The organism is Pseudomonas sp., assembly GCF_026224925.1.
In the GTDB taxonomy this organism is placed as follows: domain Bacteria; phylum Pseudomonadota; class Gammaproteobacteria; order Pseudomonadales; family Pseudomonadaceae; genus Aquipseudomonas.
Genome location: NZ_JAMFRV010000626.1, coordinates 1 through 14,731, shown reverse-complemented (window position 1 = coordinate 14,731; position 14,731 = coordinate 1). Strand labels below are relative to the sequence as shown.

Genomic DNA, 14,731 nt, shown 5'->3' with positions numbered 1-14,731 from the left:
GAGTGTAGGTCTAAAAAATTATAAACTCAACGCCTGTTGAGTTGTTCTGTGTAACCTTTACCCATCGCGAAACAACGAAGAACAGGAAGCGTCGATGCCATGAAAAACAGAGAAGAACCAGGCTCAGCGGCAACCCGGGAAATCAAGACGGGGCGGCGCAAAGGCTCGGGCAGCAGTCGGCAGGCAGTGCTGGATGCTGCGCGTGCCCGTTTCGCCAGCGATGGATTTGCGGCGACCACGATGCGGCGCGTGGCAGCCGATGCCGGTGTTGACGTGTCCATGGTGATGCAGTTTTTTTGCTCGAAAGACGAGCTGTTTGCGGCGGCGATGAATATCCCGGAGTCGGCTCTGGAAAAGCTGGGCGCGGTTTTCGAGGGCACGAACAACCAGTTGGGAGAGCGGGTCGTTCGCGCTTTTCTGCAGGCGTGGGAGGGGGCGCCCGAGGAGTCGGAGCCGCTCATGGCAATGCTCAGGAATGCGATGGTCAACGAGCAGGCGCGCCAACATCTGCGGGACTACATCGAGTCCAGGTTGATGAGGGGGGGCAGTGAATCCCTTGGGCCGGACGCGCGCCTGCGGGCGGGCCTGGCGTTATCTATGCTCGTGGGGTTGGTGATCGGGCGACAGATCATAGGCGTGCCGGTGCTTGCCGCGGTCAATCGGGAGACCCTGGTGGCGCTGGTCGCCCCGGCTATCCAGCACACATTGGTGCCGGGCAACAGCAGCGCGACTGACACTGGTTGATCCGCGGGTGTCCACCTTATTGTGATCTGCACCCCATCGTTGCCGCTGGACTCGTCTAGGGGACGATAGGCAGTTGCAGGTAGCTAGGGTGCTCTGGGCCGGTGTAGATTCGGTTCACGGCATCGACGTGATAGCTCTTGTCATAGGCACGCGCCGTGACCCCCGCCGGCGCATAGGGTTGAATATCCACCAGCAAGCGGCAACCTTTGCGGATAACCGCTGTGCTGGGGTTAAGCCCGACTTCGATCGGCACAATCTCTCCAGTCTGCAGTGGCGCGCTATCCTTCTTCAGGTGGGTATGCACGGGCCAATACTCGGTCGAGCGTTCGACATCGAGCTTGCGGCGAGACACTTTCAACAAGCCATGTCCAACCGGATGAATGTGGACCGGATCCGCCGGAAGGACCACAGATTCGTAGCGAATCTCCCGGTCTTGCTCATCCAGGACGCGCAGAGACACAAATACATCCATGTCCGCGCTGCTCGATTCCACCCAGAGACCAACCTTCATGTACCCGGCGAGAACCATGTCTTCGTTCATCGGGTCACTGACAAAAGAGACGCCCGTAGACCAGCGCGGAGTCCCGTCACTGGAGCCTGTGGGCGCCATTGTCGGAGTACCCAGATCAAGGTGGGCGTCATACTCGGCGCTACTTTGTACGGCGGGCAAGGTTTCGGTGATGCGCAGCACGTTGAGTCGCCGACCATCGTTTTGCCAGCCTGAAGGCCGGGCATCCAGGTACCAGCGGCGGTATTGGGTTCGGGCAATCGGCCATTCGTTTTCGTGCAAGACGAAATGGCCGCCATTGCCGGTTCGAGCCTGTACCCGCACAGCTGCCTCATCCATCACACCGTTATCGATGCCCTTGAGCCAGTAGTCGAAGTAGCGCATGTGTTCGGCAATCGACTTGTTGCTGTACGAGCCCGGAAACCAGGCATCTGTGAAATCAAACTTCCTCGCCTTGGCGGCGGTGGAGCGGATGTAGGTTTCGCTGCTGCCCAACTGATGAATGACGGCGCCGATTTGAGGGCCAACGATCCAGACCGGTGCAGTGGCCTTGCTCATATCAGGGCGCATGAAGATGCTGCCGCGTGGCCCATAGGCTGAGATGTCGTTGAACGGCGTGGCCAATACGCGGGCCATCCAGTCGGTTTCGGGGCGGTCACCGCAGTGGTTGCCGCCGGACCAGATCTTATACCACCAGTTCCAGAATCCGCCGCCGAAGATGCCGCCGCCATACAAAGCCTCATTGTAGATGTCGGAGTCGGTAGCTTGCGCGATCATTGCCTTGAGGTGCGGTGGCTGCAGGCTGGCCACGCTGTGTTGGCCCATGGCCAGGTAAGACATACCCCACAAACCGACATTCCCATTCGACCAGGGCTGAGTACCTGCCCATTCGATGGCGTCGTAATAGTCTTCGGCTTCCTGGACACTGAAGGGGGCCTGCAGGCCTGGGCTCTTGCAGACTCCGCGCGCGTCCACGCGGATGCAGACGTAGCCTTCTGGCACCCATACCGACGTGTCGACAGTCTCGTGATTTTCATACTGGGCGCCATCCGGATTGCCAGAGAAAAAGCGGTCCTCCATATCCTCCTTGCGGATGACGTCGGCCTCATTGCAAATGCAGTCGTGATAAAAGCTCTTACCGTAGAAGCCCTTACTCATAACGATAGGGTGACAGCCTGGGGCGGCCGGGCGGAAGACGTCGGCACAGACGTAGGATCCATCGCGTAACGGAATGCGAACATCCGTCATCTTGATGATGCCGCGAATATTACGCCGCAATTCGTTACGGCTGGTGGCGGCGTCGCACAGCGTGCGTGGAGTTTTGGCGGTGAAAACACCGGGCGTGGCGTTTAGCGTGTCGAGGATCTGGAGCAAGGTTGGATCCTGGGCAAAGTCGACGACGCCACCCTGGCCCATAGGCATCGCTGGTGGGCTGAAGTTGATCGCTGCAGCGCCAATCAGCTCATGCACAACCGGTGCAATTTTGACGCCCGACTCGATGTTGCCGTCCTGATCCAGGGTATGGATGAATCGCGCCAGGTTGGTTACCGACGGGTCTTGTAGCTTTTCGATCTTGCCGTCAACACGGTTGACGATCTGAGCCAGGTTCAAGTGTGGCGCCGCCTCTGCGGCTCCCAAAACCATACCGCCAACCCAAAAGGTAATGGCTTCTTCGGCCCGGTACTGGAATTCGCCATCGTCTGTGGTAACGCCGGACAGTGTGGGCGTCTGGTATTTCAGTCCGGCGATCGGACCAGCAAAAATACCGATCAAAATAGGGTGGGACGGCACGAATATTTTGTGGCTGTCACTCATGCTAAATTCCTTATTGTTCTTGATTGTGGGGCCGATTCACGTAAGGTACGGCGGTCGACGAAATAATTCAACACTCGTTGATATATGTGATGCGTCAAAATAATTTGGATGTGACTATGACTAAAGAATCCACTTCCGCGGCGCGCCGTGGGCGACGGCCAGGGCCCAATAGCACGCGGCAGCTGGTGCTTGACGCCGCGCGAGCGCGCTTCGCCAGCGACGGATTTGCTGGAACAACCATGCGGCTTGTGGCGGCTGACGCTGGGGTTGATGCGGCCCAGGTGATGCAGTTCTTCCGCTCTAAGGACGAGCTCTTTGCAGCTGTGATGGCTATCCCGGCATCCGCGTTGGAGCGGTTCGACGCGCTCTATGAGGGAGCAGACGAGCACTTGGGCGAACGGGTGGTCCGCGCCTTTATTACGGCGTGGGAGGGCGTAGCCGAGGAGTCTGAACCCCTGATGGCGACGCTTCGTGGAGCGTTTGTCAATGACCAGGCTCGCGATCAGCTAAGCGGTTTCATTCAATCCCGATTGCGGGCGGGCACGTCTGAGCGCCTTGGTTCTGACGCTATGCTTCGGGCCGGCCTTGCAACATCGTTGCTCGTCGGCTTGGTCGTTGGCCGGCGAGTCATCGGAGTGCCCATTTTGGTTGCCGCGCAAACGGAAGAACTGGTCAGGGTTCTCGCTCCCGCCATTCAAAAGATATTGGTGCCATAGGCAGGGCGCTGAGGAAGTCGGCAGGCGGAGCGGCGCTGGCCGTTCCGTCACGATCTGTCTACGCATCGAAGGGGAATCCATGGCCAACTTTTCTGCCGCCATTTTCAAATCACTCCACCTCGGGATATTGCTTGGGCAGACTGCTGCACTGAAAGATCGGCTCTTGGATCGGCATCTAATGCCTCTTGGCATAACTGCTGCGCAACTCAAAGTGCTGAAGACAGTCTGTCGCGGGGATGACACCGCAGTCGCATTGTGCCGACAATTATCCATCCACAGCGCCTCTATGACTCGAATGTTGGATCGACTTGAGCGCAAGGGCTTGATCGTTCGTATCCGGGACGCTCAAGACCGACGCCAAGTCCGCTTGGCGCTGACAAATGAAGGGAGGGCTTTGGGTTCTGTGCTTCCGACGACGGAGGTTGCGGCGATGAACGAATTCGCTGCGGGCCTCACGTCAGAGGATCTGCTGCGGTTGGAGAGTATCTTGGAAAAGATCTTGTCCGCTGAATCGCCCCGGATTTCTTAGACAAGTCCGATTGGCTGTTTTTGGCCGAAAGCACCGGCCACCTCAATGGCGCGCCAACAGGCCGCGCTGCACCGGCCAGACCAGATAACCGGCAACCAGCGTGGTGGCGACCAGGAAATAACCCACCACGTCGAAGTGCTGCAACTTGCCGTCGGCGCCGATCGATACAATGTGCCCGGCCAACAGCGAGGCAAAGCCGCCTGACAGCTGCTGGATAGCCGAGCTGACGGCGTTGAAGGCGCCGCGATGGGAGGGCTCTGGTACGCCGGCGACCATGGCCTGGAAGGGTATCAGCCTGGAAAAAATTCCCACGAACATCACGGCGTTAACCAGGATGACCCATGGCAATGGCACGTTGGACAGGTGTGTGTAGAGGGTGACCATGATGATGGTCAGCGCGCTACCGGTGTAGAACACCGGCAGCTTGCCGAAAGCATCGCTGGCGCGGCCGATCAAGGGGCCAGTGACAATGGTGCAAAGACCGGTGAACAGGTACACGGAGGGTAGGTGGGTGATGTCGATGCCCAGATTGTTGACGGTGAAGGCACTGCTGAACGGCATCAGCATATAGCCGCCGGTGGTCAGCATCGCGGTGGCGGCAAAGGCAGCCCAATGCCGTCGCGTGGCCAGGGTGCTGTAGAGGTGACGGAAGGCAGAGTGTTCTTGGCGAGCAGCAAGATGGTCGGCGACGGGATGCATCGCCAGCAGAATCACCAACCCCCCGGCGGCGCCCATGGCCGCCAGCAGCAGAAAGGGTGCGTGCCACCCCCAGTGGTTGGCCAGGTACAGGCCTACGGGCAGGCCGAGCACTTGGCTGGCAGCGAAGGCTGTCTGAATCACGCCCATGACTCGGCCGCGAGATTGCGGGGCAAACAGGTCGGCGGCGATGGCCAGGACGATCGAGCCGATCACCCCGGCGAAGATGCCGGTGACCACGCGTGCGAGCAGCAAGGTCTCGAAGCTGGCGGCCAGGCCGCACCAAAGAGTGCCGATGACGAACCCACCGTAGAAAAACAGCAGTAATTTCTTGCGATCGAAGCGATCGGCAAAGCCCGCGGTCAGCAGCCCGGATAGGCCAGCGCTGAAAGCGTAGGCGCTGACCACCAGGCCGAACTGGCGGGTGGACATGCTCAGTGCCGGCATGATCATCGCGCCGAGCGGAGCCATGAGCATGAAGTCGATAATGACCGCAAATTGCAGGGTGGCCAGCAGGCCGACAACGAATTTCTGATAGCGGCTGAAGGGCGTCAAAGCGTGGACGTCGGATGTCATCAATGGGCTCGGGCAGGAATTGGCAGGAGGCATACGGCCCATCATGGTAGAAAAGTCCCCCATAAAAAACCTTGCCAGAGGTTTGCAGTTCAAAAAACGTTGCCAGAGGTTTGCAGTTCGGCAGCTGTTAATCAAAGGCTATCCAGATTCCCAAAGTGCAGTTTAGCCACGGTTTGAACCAACTAGTCAAGTTGGGGTTTAATAGGGTTGTGCCCCCGTTTGCATCGAAGGCATGGGCGCACCGGGCTGGCTATGTGAATCGGCTGAAAATATCGATGCAAGAAAAGCGTGTGATGAAAACCCTGAATATATGCGTCCACGCCATTGCGATTTCAATGCACTATTTCTGGCAACTGGAAGTCAGTAACGGTTTAAATCGCCCAAGCTCCCTGGGACAAGGTACTTTGACCTCGATGTTCACCTTGAACGAAGCGTTTCATGGGCAACCTTTGCGATAAAATCCTCGAAAATCATAGTAAGGGTTTACCTTGGCGTTTTCATACACTCTAGACCGATTGCTGCCTGTCGGAATCGCCAGTGTTCTGCCAATCTTTGGTACGAAGCATGCTGTTCAAATCCAATGCAATCAGTGGTCAGATAGAATGCAAATAGCTGGGGCAAGCCTGTGCAATTATTTATGCAGCCGTTATTTCGCTTCAAAATAGACAAAAAACATCGGTGTTTGATGCTGAAGATGTGAATAACAAAATGATATTTATCTATTGGAGGGCATATTCACAAACTCGTCCCAATCCGACATCATCGCCTGGCGCTTTTCAAACAAGTCTCCCCCGAAAATAAGCAGCCTCTGTCTTGTCCCGCCGCATGTGCTTCAAAGCCTGCTCACACACCTCTCTCGGATACTGAGTAGACTCCGCAGCCCAATCACGAAACGTAGATCGAAACCCGTGCATGGTCAGATCGGTCCGTCGCATATGGCGAAGTCCCATCAGCATCTACATATTGGACAGAGGTTTGCCTTCTCTCGCCCCTGGGAATATGTGGGCATTGCCTCTGATCCGGACCAAGCCAGTGAGCAAATCTACAGCCGATTTACTCAGCGTTACACGATGCTCCTTGGCTGCTCTCATCCGCTGCGGCGGAATCTTCCAAACACCCTTCTTCAAATCAATCTCATCCCAGGTGGCTCCAGTACCTCGTCAGTTCGGCAGGCAGTCAAAATGGTCAGTTGCATTTCCTTATAGGTGAGGTTTTCTTGCTTACCTATTTCTTTCATGAACGCAGCATCTCCACCAAGATAGGCAGGGTGATGAGCCATGGTTGTAACCTTGGAGCGTGGGGGCAGTAGTTTGTCGAGGTGTCCGCGCCAACCAGCTATCTCAGCTTACGATGTCAGAATCTGTTGCGTCTAATCTCAGATTGGCGGTTGTGAGCACTTCCAAGCGCTCGCCAAGTAGTTTCCATGCCATGGCCATTTCGGCAGCGTAGCTGTGGCGCTGGTAGATTCGCTTCATTTTGTTGTCTTCAGTGTGGTTTAAGCAGCGCTCGGCCACCTCGGGTAGCACGCCTAGGGCGGTCATCAGTGTTGCACCTGTACGGCGAAGATCGTGGGGTGTCCATTTACCACCTGGCAGTATAAGGGCCTGCGCTTTAGCGCTACGCCGGCTCATGGTTCCTTGTTCGGGCTGACGTTGGCGGTCGCCGAGTTGTTTTGTCACAGTCTTAGAGCTAACCGGACCGCTATTATCTGTGTTGGGGTAGCACCAGGTTGATTTACCGTTGATCTGTTGGACGCGCCTGAATTGCTCTGCCAGGAACCCGGAAAGGCTGATCACGTGTGGCTTACCGTTTTTGCTATTTTCGCCAGGAATTAGCCAGGTTTTCTGCTCAAAGTCGATGTGCTCCCACTTGCTGCTCATCAGTTCACCGATACGACAGCAGCTTGAGAGTGCAATCCAGATGGCGGCTTCAGTAGTGATCAGTAAACCGGCCTGTGGGGCTTTTTGGTAGAGAAGACGTATCTCGTCATCGTTTAAGACCCGATCACGCTCTACATCTCTTCCACCAATTTTGGCTTTACGAATACCTGCACTGGGATCGTGCTCGATGAGGTCCCGATCCACCCCAAACCGAAACATTTGACGCACGAGAGAAAAGGCAATTTTTGCTGCGCGATTAACACCCCTAGACAGCATTGCATCAGTTACTTCAGTGATGTGTCCTTTTTTCACGTCTGCAACTGCGACGGTGCCAATCAAGGGCAGCACGTCTTTTTCGAACATTCGGCGCACCTCAGCGCCACCATCCTTACGATTGATGAGGTCGATTTTCGCCCAGTGTTCAAACAGTTCAGTTACGCTTTTGCGCGCAGCATGGCGGGCAAGGTCAGATGCGGCAGCAGCCTTCTCAGCGTCTAGCTGCGCCAGTTTGGCATCGCGGGTAGCAACGCGTGCCGCCTCTTCGGACTCAAGGTGTTCACGAATATTTTTGATGCCTGTTTTGTGTAGGCTGGCTAACTCCATCGCTCGTTGTCGTGCGTCCGACAGCGTCATGGTCGCGGCATCGTCCCCAGGTCCATAGGTGCCAATTGGTAAGGCGTATCGCTTGCCTGCTTCGCTTGAGTATTGGAAATAGAAAAGGCGATCCCCTGCGGGGGTGATTCGAGCCAGCAGTGAGCCATGGCCCCAAATGGCTACCTCACTCATCCATTTGTGAGTGTGGCCCGGCTTCGCCTTCATCGCCTTATCTGTGAGATTGGCCACGGTTAGTATCCTTGGTAGTGAATTGGTAGTGAATTGAGATGGGCTTTGAGCGGATGATATCGGATGCTATCGGATATCGATATGGAGAATTTGCAGTGTTTATAGGGGGTTAGGAGGGTATTTAGGATTCGGTAGGATGCTGTTGGATTATAATTTACCTTTATGGGGTGCTAGGGGTCGAGTGTTCGAATCACTCCGTCCCGACCATATTTTTCAATGACTTAGGCCAATGTTCTCAGCATTGGCCTTTTTCATGTGCGTGTCATTTACGTGACTCTTCGATTTTTCATGCTTGTCTGCGCTTCAATATTGTCAGCACCGGCCCGTGTGAGTCGGTCGCTGATACCATGTTCGCAGCTTCAATCAAATGCCCTAGTTCGGCGCCAGAGTAATGACTGGTGATGCTGCCGTTTTTGTGCCCAAGCAACGCCTGGCGATCCTCCTCGGTAACGCCTGCTGCGCGAGGCCTTGGCGGACGATGCGTGAAAGCCGCTGACTCCAGCTTGAGTCAGCGACCTTGACGTCATGCCTCACTCCCGATAAAGCTTGGCCTGATGCAAGGGAATAGGCAGTCCCAGGTTGCCGCGCAGGGTGCTCGCTTCATACTCGGTCCGGAACAGCCCGCGTTCCTGAAGAATCGGGATCACTTGTTCAGTGAAGCGCTTGAACTGCTCCGGGTGGCCAATATGGATATTGAAGCCATCCAGCGCCCGTCCTTCAAACCAGCGAATCATTTCGTTGGCCACGGTCTCCGGTGAGCCAACAAAAGGCCCCGGCTTGAAGCTGCTGTAAAACTCTACGGTCTGCCGTAAGGAATAGCCGTTGCTCACGGCGAATTCGGTTATTTGCTTGGAACGGGTGAAGAAACTGTTCCTGGCGAACTCAAGCGCGGCCACCGGAAAAGGCGCATCCAGATCGTATTGGCGAAAGTCATGCCAGCCGAAAGAGCGTCCGAACTCCGCGAGCGCCTCGTCGAAGCCGTGATCGACCTCGTGATAGTGCAGCTCCGCCGCCCGGGCTTGTTCATCGGTATCACCTACGTAGATCTGCACCCCCGGCAGGATGAGCACTTCGTCGGGGTTACGCCCCAGCTTTGTGGCCCGCTCCTTGATATCCCTATAGAACGCCTGGCCTCGTTCGAGGGTCGGCGCATGGGTAAAGATTGCGTCGCCGATGGTTGCGCCGAGGTCGCGGCCCTGCTCGGAATCGCCGGCCTGGAATATCACCGGTTGCCCTTGAGGCGAACGCTGGATGTTCAGCGGCCCGACCACCGAGAAGTGCGTGCCTTTGTGATGCAAGGGCAGCAGCTTGCTCGCATCGAGGAATACGCCGGTCTCGCGGTCACGGGGGAAGGCATCGTCCTCATAGGAATGCCACAAACCTTGAGCAACCTGGACGTGCTCAAGGGCCCGGCCATAACGGGTGTCATAGTCGTAGTGCTCATCTTTGCCGTAATTGCCCGCCGTCCCGGCGTCGCCGCTGGTCACGACGTTCCAGCCAGCGCGGCCCTTACTGATCAGGTCGAGGGAAGCGAAACGCCGCGCCACGTTGTAAGGGTCGTTGTAGGACGTGGTCAGCGTCGCCACCAAACCTATGTTTCGGGTCACCACGGCCAGTGCCGACAGCAGCGTCAGCGGTTCGAGGCGATTCAGGTAATGGGGTGGCGAGTCAGCGGTGATGAACTGGCTGTCGACGATGAATATCAGGTCGAACTTGGCGGCCTCGGCCTGCTTCGCGACGGCGATGTACCAATCGATGCTGACACTGGCATCGCCGGGGATTGCCGGGTCCCGCCAAAGATTATGGTGTCCTGGGCCCCCTGTGCCTGTCGGTACCGCGCCGAGTTTGATCTGTCTTTTGGTCATGCTTGTGTCCTTGTCGGAAATAAGGGGTCAAGGGTTAGAAGCGCAGCGACAGCTTGGTGTAATAGAAGCCGCCGTTGATGCCGAACGGCGAGAAGCTGCCGTACTGTCCAGCGCCGTTGTCGGGGCTGACCACGCCGATCTTGTCGGGGTATTTGTCGAACAGGTTGTTGGCGCCCAGCGCAACGCTCAGCGACTTGGTCAGGGCCTTCGACACTTCCAGGTCGGTGATCCATTTCGGGCTGAAGGTGCGGTCGTTGATCGGCAGGGTGCTGACTTCGGTGTAGCTGCCATAACGGGTCAAGCGCAGGTTCACGTCGTAGTCGCCCACGTTCCACAAGCCGCCAAAGGCAATACGGTCGCGAGGCAAGGCCTTGGTCAGGTCGGCCTGCTTCTGGCGGTCGAACAGCGTGTTACCCAAGGATGAAAGCTGCGCCGGGGTGTCCGCGATATCGAGGATTGTGGTGCGGTTCCAGCTGTAGGCCGCACTCCAGGCGACCTTGCCCCAACCGTTGTCCAGGTGCTGGGTATATTCGCTGACTAGGTCGACACCCCGGGTGCGGGTGTCGACTGCGTTGGTGTAGTACTGACCAGCGAGGTCCGGGTTCAGGCCTGCTGCCTGGAGCACGGAGGACACCGCGGGGCCGGTGAGCAGGCCGGTCTGCACGATGCGGTCCTTGACCACGATCTGGTACGCGTCGAGGGTTACACGCAGGTCCGGTCCATGCTGGTAAACCACGCCAAGGCTGACGTTCTGCGATTTTTCCGGCTTCAGCGGTTCTGCGCCCAGCGCCCTCGCCTCGGCAGAGTCCGGTCGTAGCAGCTTGGTATAGAACTGGTTGTAGCTGCCGTCGGAGTTGATCGTCGCGGTGGCGGCGGTGGTCGAGTAGTTGATCTGCGCGAGGGACGGCGCGCGAAAGCCCGTGTTGTAAGTACCGCGCACGGCCCACTCCGGGGTCAGCTCATAGCGGGTGGTTAGTTTGCCGATGGCAGTGTTGCCCGACGCGTCGTCGTAGTGTTCGAAGCGCCCGGCAAGGCCCGTGTACCACTTTTCAGTGAGGTTAGTGCCGAGGTCGACATAACCTGCGTAACTGTTGCGCGAGATGTCACCCGCATCATCCGGGGTCAAGGCGCTGTAAATGCCGCCGCCTGCCGGTGGGTGTACGCCAGCCGGCGTGGTGTAAGGCCCGAGCAGATAAGCTTCGGCATCACCGGACTGGACCTTGAAGTCTTCCCGGCGGTGCTCGACGCCCAACGATACGTCCAGCGGTTTGGGCAGCCCGACGTCGAAGTGGCGGCTGAGGTCGAGGTTGTTGGTCCACTGGTTGAAGGTTTGTGTGGCCAGGTGGAAGGAGGTCGGGCTGGTCGGCCCGAAAGACGCTGCCAGGCCGGTCAGGCCATTCAATGAAGCGTGGTCCTCGCCGAATGTCGAGCTGGCATCCCACGACCAGTTTTCCCAACCGGTAAAGGGCAGTTGCCCCTTCAGCCCGGCCGCTACCTGGTAGTCACGCTCATAGAAACCGCGCTCGCCGAGGAAGCCGTTGGGGTACACCGATTCGATGTTGCGCACGCTGTTCGGCAGCACGCTGCCGGTATAGGACGCAGCCTCTTTGTAGCTGAATGTCGAGAAGGAATAGAACGTCAGGTCATTGGGCAGCGGCAGTTCCAGGTTGTAGCCGGTGTCGACGGTGCGCTCGTCGGGGTTGCCATAGTACTTGCCGTAGAAATGCCGGTTGGCGGTGGCTTCGCGCGGATCGGGCTGGCCATTGATCAGCGGGTAAAGCCGCGAGGTCGCCACCTCATTGCGGTAAGTACGCTCGCTTTTCTTGGCATCGATGGAAAAGTTGAGAAAGCCATCGTTGGGTAACGCCACACCGTAGTTGGTCTGCTGGTTAACCACGAAGCCGTCACCGGAATAGGTCTGCCCGGTGGTCGTGTCCGACGTCCCGCCGTTGTCCTTGGTCTTGAGGATGATGTTGATCACCCCGGCAATCGCATCCGAACCGTACTGCGCCGAGGCACCGTCACGCAGCACTTCGATGTGGTCGATCAGCGACACCGGAATCTGGTCGAGGTCGACCGGGCTACCGCCGTTGGCGATGCGCGCCTGGTTGTTCATGACCGCCGTGTTGTGCCGGCGCTTGCCGTTGACCAGCACCAGCGCTTCGTCGCCGTTCAAGCCGCGCATGGTGAAGCCTGGCACCAGCCAGGAACTGCCGCCGATATTGCGCGAGGGGAAGTTGAGCGACGGGATCAGGCTGCCGAGGATGTCCTTGAGGTTGGTCTTGCCGGTCTTGGTCAGTTGCTCGCCGCTGATCACGTCGATGGGCGCCGGGCTGTCGGCAACCGTTCGTTGGCTACCGCGATTACCGGTTGTCACCACTGTCACCGTATCGAGGCGCTTCTCGTTGCCGGGGGCGTCGTCGTCCGCCCAGGTGAAGCTCGACGGTAACGCCAGCGCCAACAGGCACGGGGCGAAAAAAGGCAGGCGCTGGCGAGCCTTGCCAGGCACAAAGCAGGAAGTTGCACGCATGAAGGGGCCGTTTATTTTAATTGTTCGCACACACCAGGCAGCAGCGGGCCGATAAAGCTCCGTGCGCCGCTTGGGCGTTATGACGCGGAATGAGTAAGGGCGTGAGCGGCGTGTGCTCGTCTCGATCAGCCAGAACGGCACTGGGCCGTTGGACCGACCCAGGCTGAGCGGTCGGTAGGGGTACCTTAAAGATCTAAGCAGTGATTTGGAAATACCGATTAGGTCTAAGCTAATTATTAAATATTTGCATATAAATACATATATTTAATTAAAAATTATCATTTAATTATGCATCAGGATTACCCTTGACGCTTGAGACTGAACAGCTTGGCTTTGGGCTTAGTAGTCATCTTATGCGCGCCGTAGAAGCGCGAAAGCCTCCTGTAATTGGGCGTCTGGAGATTCAAGGGCTGCCTCGCAACACTGAGCCCTGCCACCCCGTGCAGACCGCCGCCGATGCCACCTGGCAAATCGAACGCGCCAATTTCCAGTGGACTGCCACTGAGCCAAAGAGTTAAAGGAATACGCTTAACTGAGCACTTAGAGATATTTTTTGAACGTCGTCGCTACGATCGCTACTGTTGCTCCAAGTATTACTGCGCAATGCTCACATACACCTGATTGATCCCGCTCCAGAAACCCTTACCTTGGTCGCCCCAGAACAGCAGCAAACCAATGATGCGCAGCATCAGGCTGATCGTCGAGACAATCAGTCCTGGGTGTTGGATCGGTTGTGGCGGAGTATTTTGTGCGGAAGTCGCCATCGTTCACTCCATTGCACGCCGCAGAGTTGATGCCGTCACGGCGCCTTCCGATTGTGTGTTTGCTTATTCGAAACCTAGGTCAGGGTAGGGCTATCCCACCTGATGTACTTAGCTGAAGGCGGCGTTCTTCACGCTTGTTCGGGCATCTCTCGACGATCTCATTGGTGAGGCCGAGGCAGACATCGCCAATGGTCGTTGAGTACGGGGTTGAATGGGACTCAAAGGCTCTGAAGGAACTCCGAAAGCTCGACGCTACAATACGTCTCGCGCGGCGTCGGCTATCGACTGGTATATCGCGTAGAGGATGAGCGGATTGTCATCCAGGTGCTGGCCGTCGGTAATCGCGAGCGAAGCTCGGTGTATGAGCAGGCAGGGAGGCGGTAGAGCAGAAACAAAAAGCCCGCATGCACGTTTTGAACGTCGGCGGTGCTACTTGAAATTTGCCAACAGTTGGAAAAACAGCAGATCTGAATTTTTTACCCGGCCCGCAGCTCCTAGCCAGCTAGGCGGTTGATCACTGTGTGGTAAAACCACCATCCACTGAAAGCGCTGCGCCAAGAACGAAGCTTGCACCGGAGCTACACAGCCATAGAACTGCCGCCGCCAGCTCCTCTGGGCGACCCATCCGGCCGTTTGGCTGCATTCGCATAAATTCCCGCATCGAGTCAGGGTTGATATCAGCAATCATCGGGGTGTCGAATGTGCCGGGGCAGACCGCGTTGACGCGAATGTTCTTTGTGGCGTAGTCAAGTGCGGCACACTTCGTAAGCCCCAACACCCCATGCTTTGTACCGTGGTAGGCAGCGCGCCCTGGCAAGCCTACGATACCGCCCAGCGACGAGCAATTAACTATCGCGCCTTCACCCTGCTTTTCCATCTGGATCAGTTCGTGCTTCATGCACGTCCAGACGCCTTTAAGATTGACGTCATTCACGCTGTCGAACTGGCCTTCGGTTTCTTCAGTAATGGGGCCCGTTGGGCCGCTGATACCCGCATTGTTGAAGGCCATGTCGAGTCGACCGAACTCTGCCACCGTGCGCTCAACAAGCGCTTTGGCCTGGGCCTCAATCGTGACGTCACACACGACTGATATCGCTTTGTACCCTGCGGCCTGTAGCTGTTTGGTAGCAATGTCGAGGGACGCCTCGTTAACGTCCGACAAAACGACTGAGGCGCCGCTTTCGGCAAAAGCCTTAGCGGTTGCAAAGCCAAGGCCTTGGCTGGCGCCTGTTACGAGCGCTACTTTGTTACTGAAATCATAGGTC

General features: G+C 57.2%; 11 protein-coding genes and 2 pseudogenes. 4 read left to right on the top strand and 9 right to left on the bottom strand.

Features of this window, described 5'->3' with window-relative positions; genetic code table 11:
• The first annotated feature begins 99 nt into the window (after positions 1–99).
• Complete coding sequence (locus tag M0974_RS26120) at positions 100–744, top strand: TetR family transcriptional regulator (protein WP_297843917.1); 645 nt, start codon at positions 100–102, stop codon at positions 742–744.
• A gap of 55 nt (positions 745–799) precedes the next feature.
• On the opposite strand, the gene M0974_RS26115 is transcribed toward M0974_RS26120, so the two are convergent.
• Entirely contained in the window at positions 800–3,067 is a 2,268-nt protein-coding gene (locus M0974_RS26115) for a CocE/NonD family hydrolase (RefSeq protein WP_297843914.1), read from the bottom strand.
• A 116-nt stretch (positions 3,068–3,183) separates the two neighbouring features.
• Between M0974_RS26115 and M0974_RS26110 the strand changes: the two genes are divergently transcribed.
• Positions 3,184–3,783, top strand: coding sequence for a TetR family transcriptional regulator (locus M0974_RS26110; RefSeq protein ID WP_297843912.1), 600 nt, complete (start codon positions 3,184–3,186; stop codon positions 3,781–3,783).
• Between the two features lie 79 nt (positions 3,784–3,862).
• Positions 3,863–4,312 carry a MarR family transcriptional regulator gene (locus tag M0974_RS26105; protein ID WP_297843910.1) on the top strand — a complete coding sequence of 150 codons (450 nt, stop codon included), beginning with the start codon at positions 3,863–3,865 and terminating at the stop codon, positions 4,310–4,312.
• Between the two features lie 42 nt (positions 4,313–4,354).
• On the opposite strand, the gene M0974_RS26100 is transcribed toward M0974_RS26105, so the two are convergent.
• The 7 genes and pseudogenes from M0974_RS26100 to M0974_RS33385 form a co-directional block, all read right to left on the bottom strand.
• Positions 4,355–5,584: an MFS transporter gene (locus M0974_RS26100; protein ID WP_297843908.1), complete on the bottom strand. Its 1,230-nt coding sequence runs from the start codon at positions 5,582–5,584 to the stop codon at positions 4,355–4,357.
• A 1,123-nt stretch (positions 5,585–6,707) separates the two neighbouring features.
• The gene (locus M0974_RS26095; RefSeq protein ID WP_297843905.1) at positions 6,708–6,863 is read right to left on the bottom strand and encodes a hypothetical protein; all 156 of its coding nucleotides are present in this window, start codon (positions 6,861–6,863) and stop codon (positions 6,708–6,710) included.
• 61 nt (positions 6,864–6,924) lie between these two features.
• A complete protein-coding gene (locus M0974_RS26090) occupies positions 6,925–8,307 on the bottom strand; it encodes a site-specific integrase (protein WP_297843901.1) in 1,383 nt (460 codons plus the stop codon).
• A gap of 286 nt (positions 8,308–8,593) precedes the next feature.
• A pseudogene (locus M0974_RS26085) lies at positions 8,594–8,770 on the bottom strand (site-specific integrase); the annotation flags it as partial.
• 67 nt (positions 8,771–8,837) lie between these two features.
• Positions 8,838–10,172, bottom strand: a complete 1,335-nt coding sequence (locus M0974_RS26080; RefSeq protein WP_297843898.1) for an LLM class flavin-dependent oxidoreductase — start codon at positions 10,170–10,172, stop codon at positions 8,838–8,840.
• Between the two features lie 34 nt (positions 10,173–10,206).
• Complete coding sequence (locus M0974_RS26075) at positions 10,207–12,702, bottom strand: TonB-dependent receptor (protein ID WP_297843895.1); 2,496 nt, start codon at positions 12,700–12,702, stop codon at positions 10,207–10,209.
• 674 nt (positions 12,703–13,376) lie between these two features.
• Positions 13,377–13,466, bottom strand: a pseudogene (locus tag M0974_RS33385) (TIGR03747 family integrating conjugative element membrane protein); the annotation flags it as partial.
• 285 nt (positions 13,467–13,751) lie between these two features.
• Here M0974_RS33385 and M0974_RS33380 point away from each other — a divergent pair.
• A complete protein-coding gene (locus M0974_RS33380; RefSeq protein WP_367279053.1) occupies positions 13,752–13,850 on the top strand; it encodes a hypothetical protein in 99 nt (32 codons plus the stop codon).
• A gap of 130 nt (positions 13,851–13,980) precedes the next feature.
• On the opposite strand, the gene M0974_RS26065 is transcribed toward M0974_RS33380, so the two are convergent.
• Positions 13,981–14,731 (bottom strand): glucose 1-dehydrogenase (locus M0974_RS26065; protein WP_297843888.1); only part of this gene is annotated, 751 nt, incomplete at its 5' end.

Excerpts from the sequence above, each read along its gene's own strand:
- M0974_RS26105 (WP_297843910.1), top strand. The coding sequence starts at position 3,863 with ATGGCCAACTTTTCTGCCGCCATTTTCAAATCACTCCACCTCGGGATA.
- M0974_RS26075 (WP_297843895.1), bottom strand. The coding sequence starts at position 12,702 with ATGCGTGCAACTTCCTGCTTTGTGCCTGGCAAGGCTCGCCAGCGCCTG.
- M0974_RS26120 (WP_297843917.1), top strand. The coding sequence starts at position 100 with ATGAAAAACAGAGAAGAACCAGGCTCAGCGGCAACCCGGGAAATCAAG.
- M0974_RS26100 (WP_297843908.1), bottom strand. The coding sequence starts at position 5,584 with ATGACATCCGACGTCCACGCTTTGACGCCCTTCAGCCGCTATCAGAAA.
- M0974_RS26110 (WP_297843912.1), top strand. The coding sequence starts at position 3,184 with ATGACTAAAGAATCCACTTCCGCGGCGCGCCGTGGGCGACGGCCAGGG.
- M0974_RS26095 (WP_297843905.1), bottom strand. The coding sequence starts at position 6,863 with ATGGCTCATCACCCTGCCTATCTTGGTGGAGATGCTGCGTTCATGAAA.
- M0974_RS26115 (WP_297843914.1), bottom strand. The coding sequence starts at position 3,067 with ATGAGTGACAGCCACAAAATATTCGTGCCGTCCCACCCTATTTTGATC.
- M0974_RS26080 (WP_297843898.1), bottom strand. The coding sequence starts at position 10,172 with ATGACCAAAAGACAGATCAAACTCGGCGCGGTACCGACAGGCACAGGG.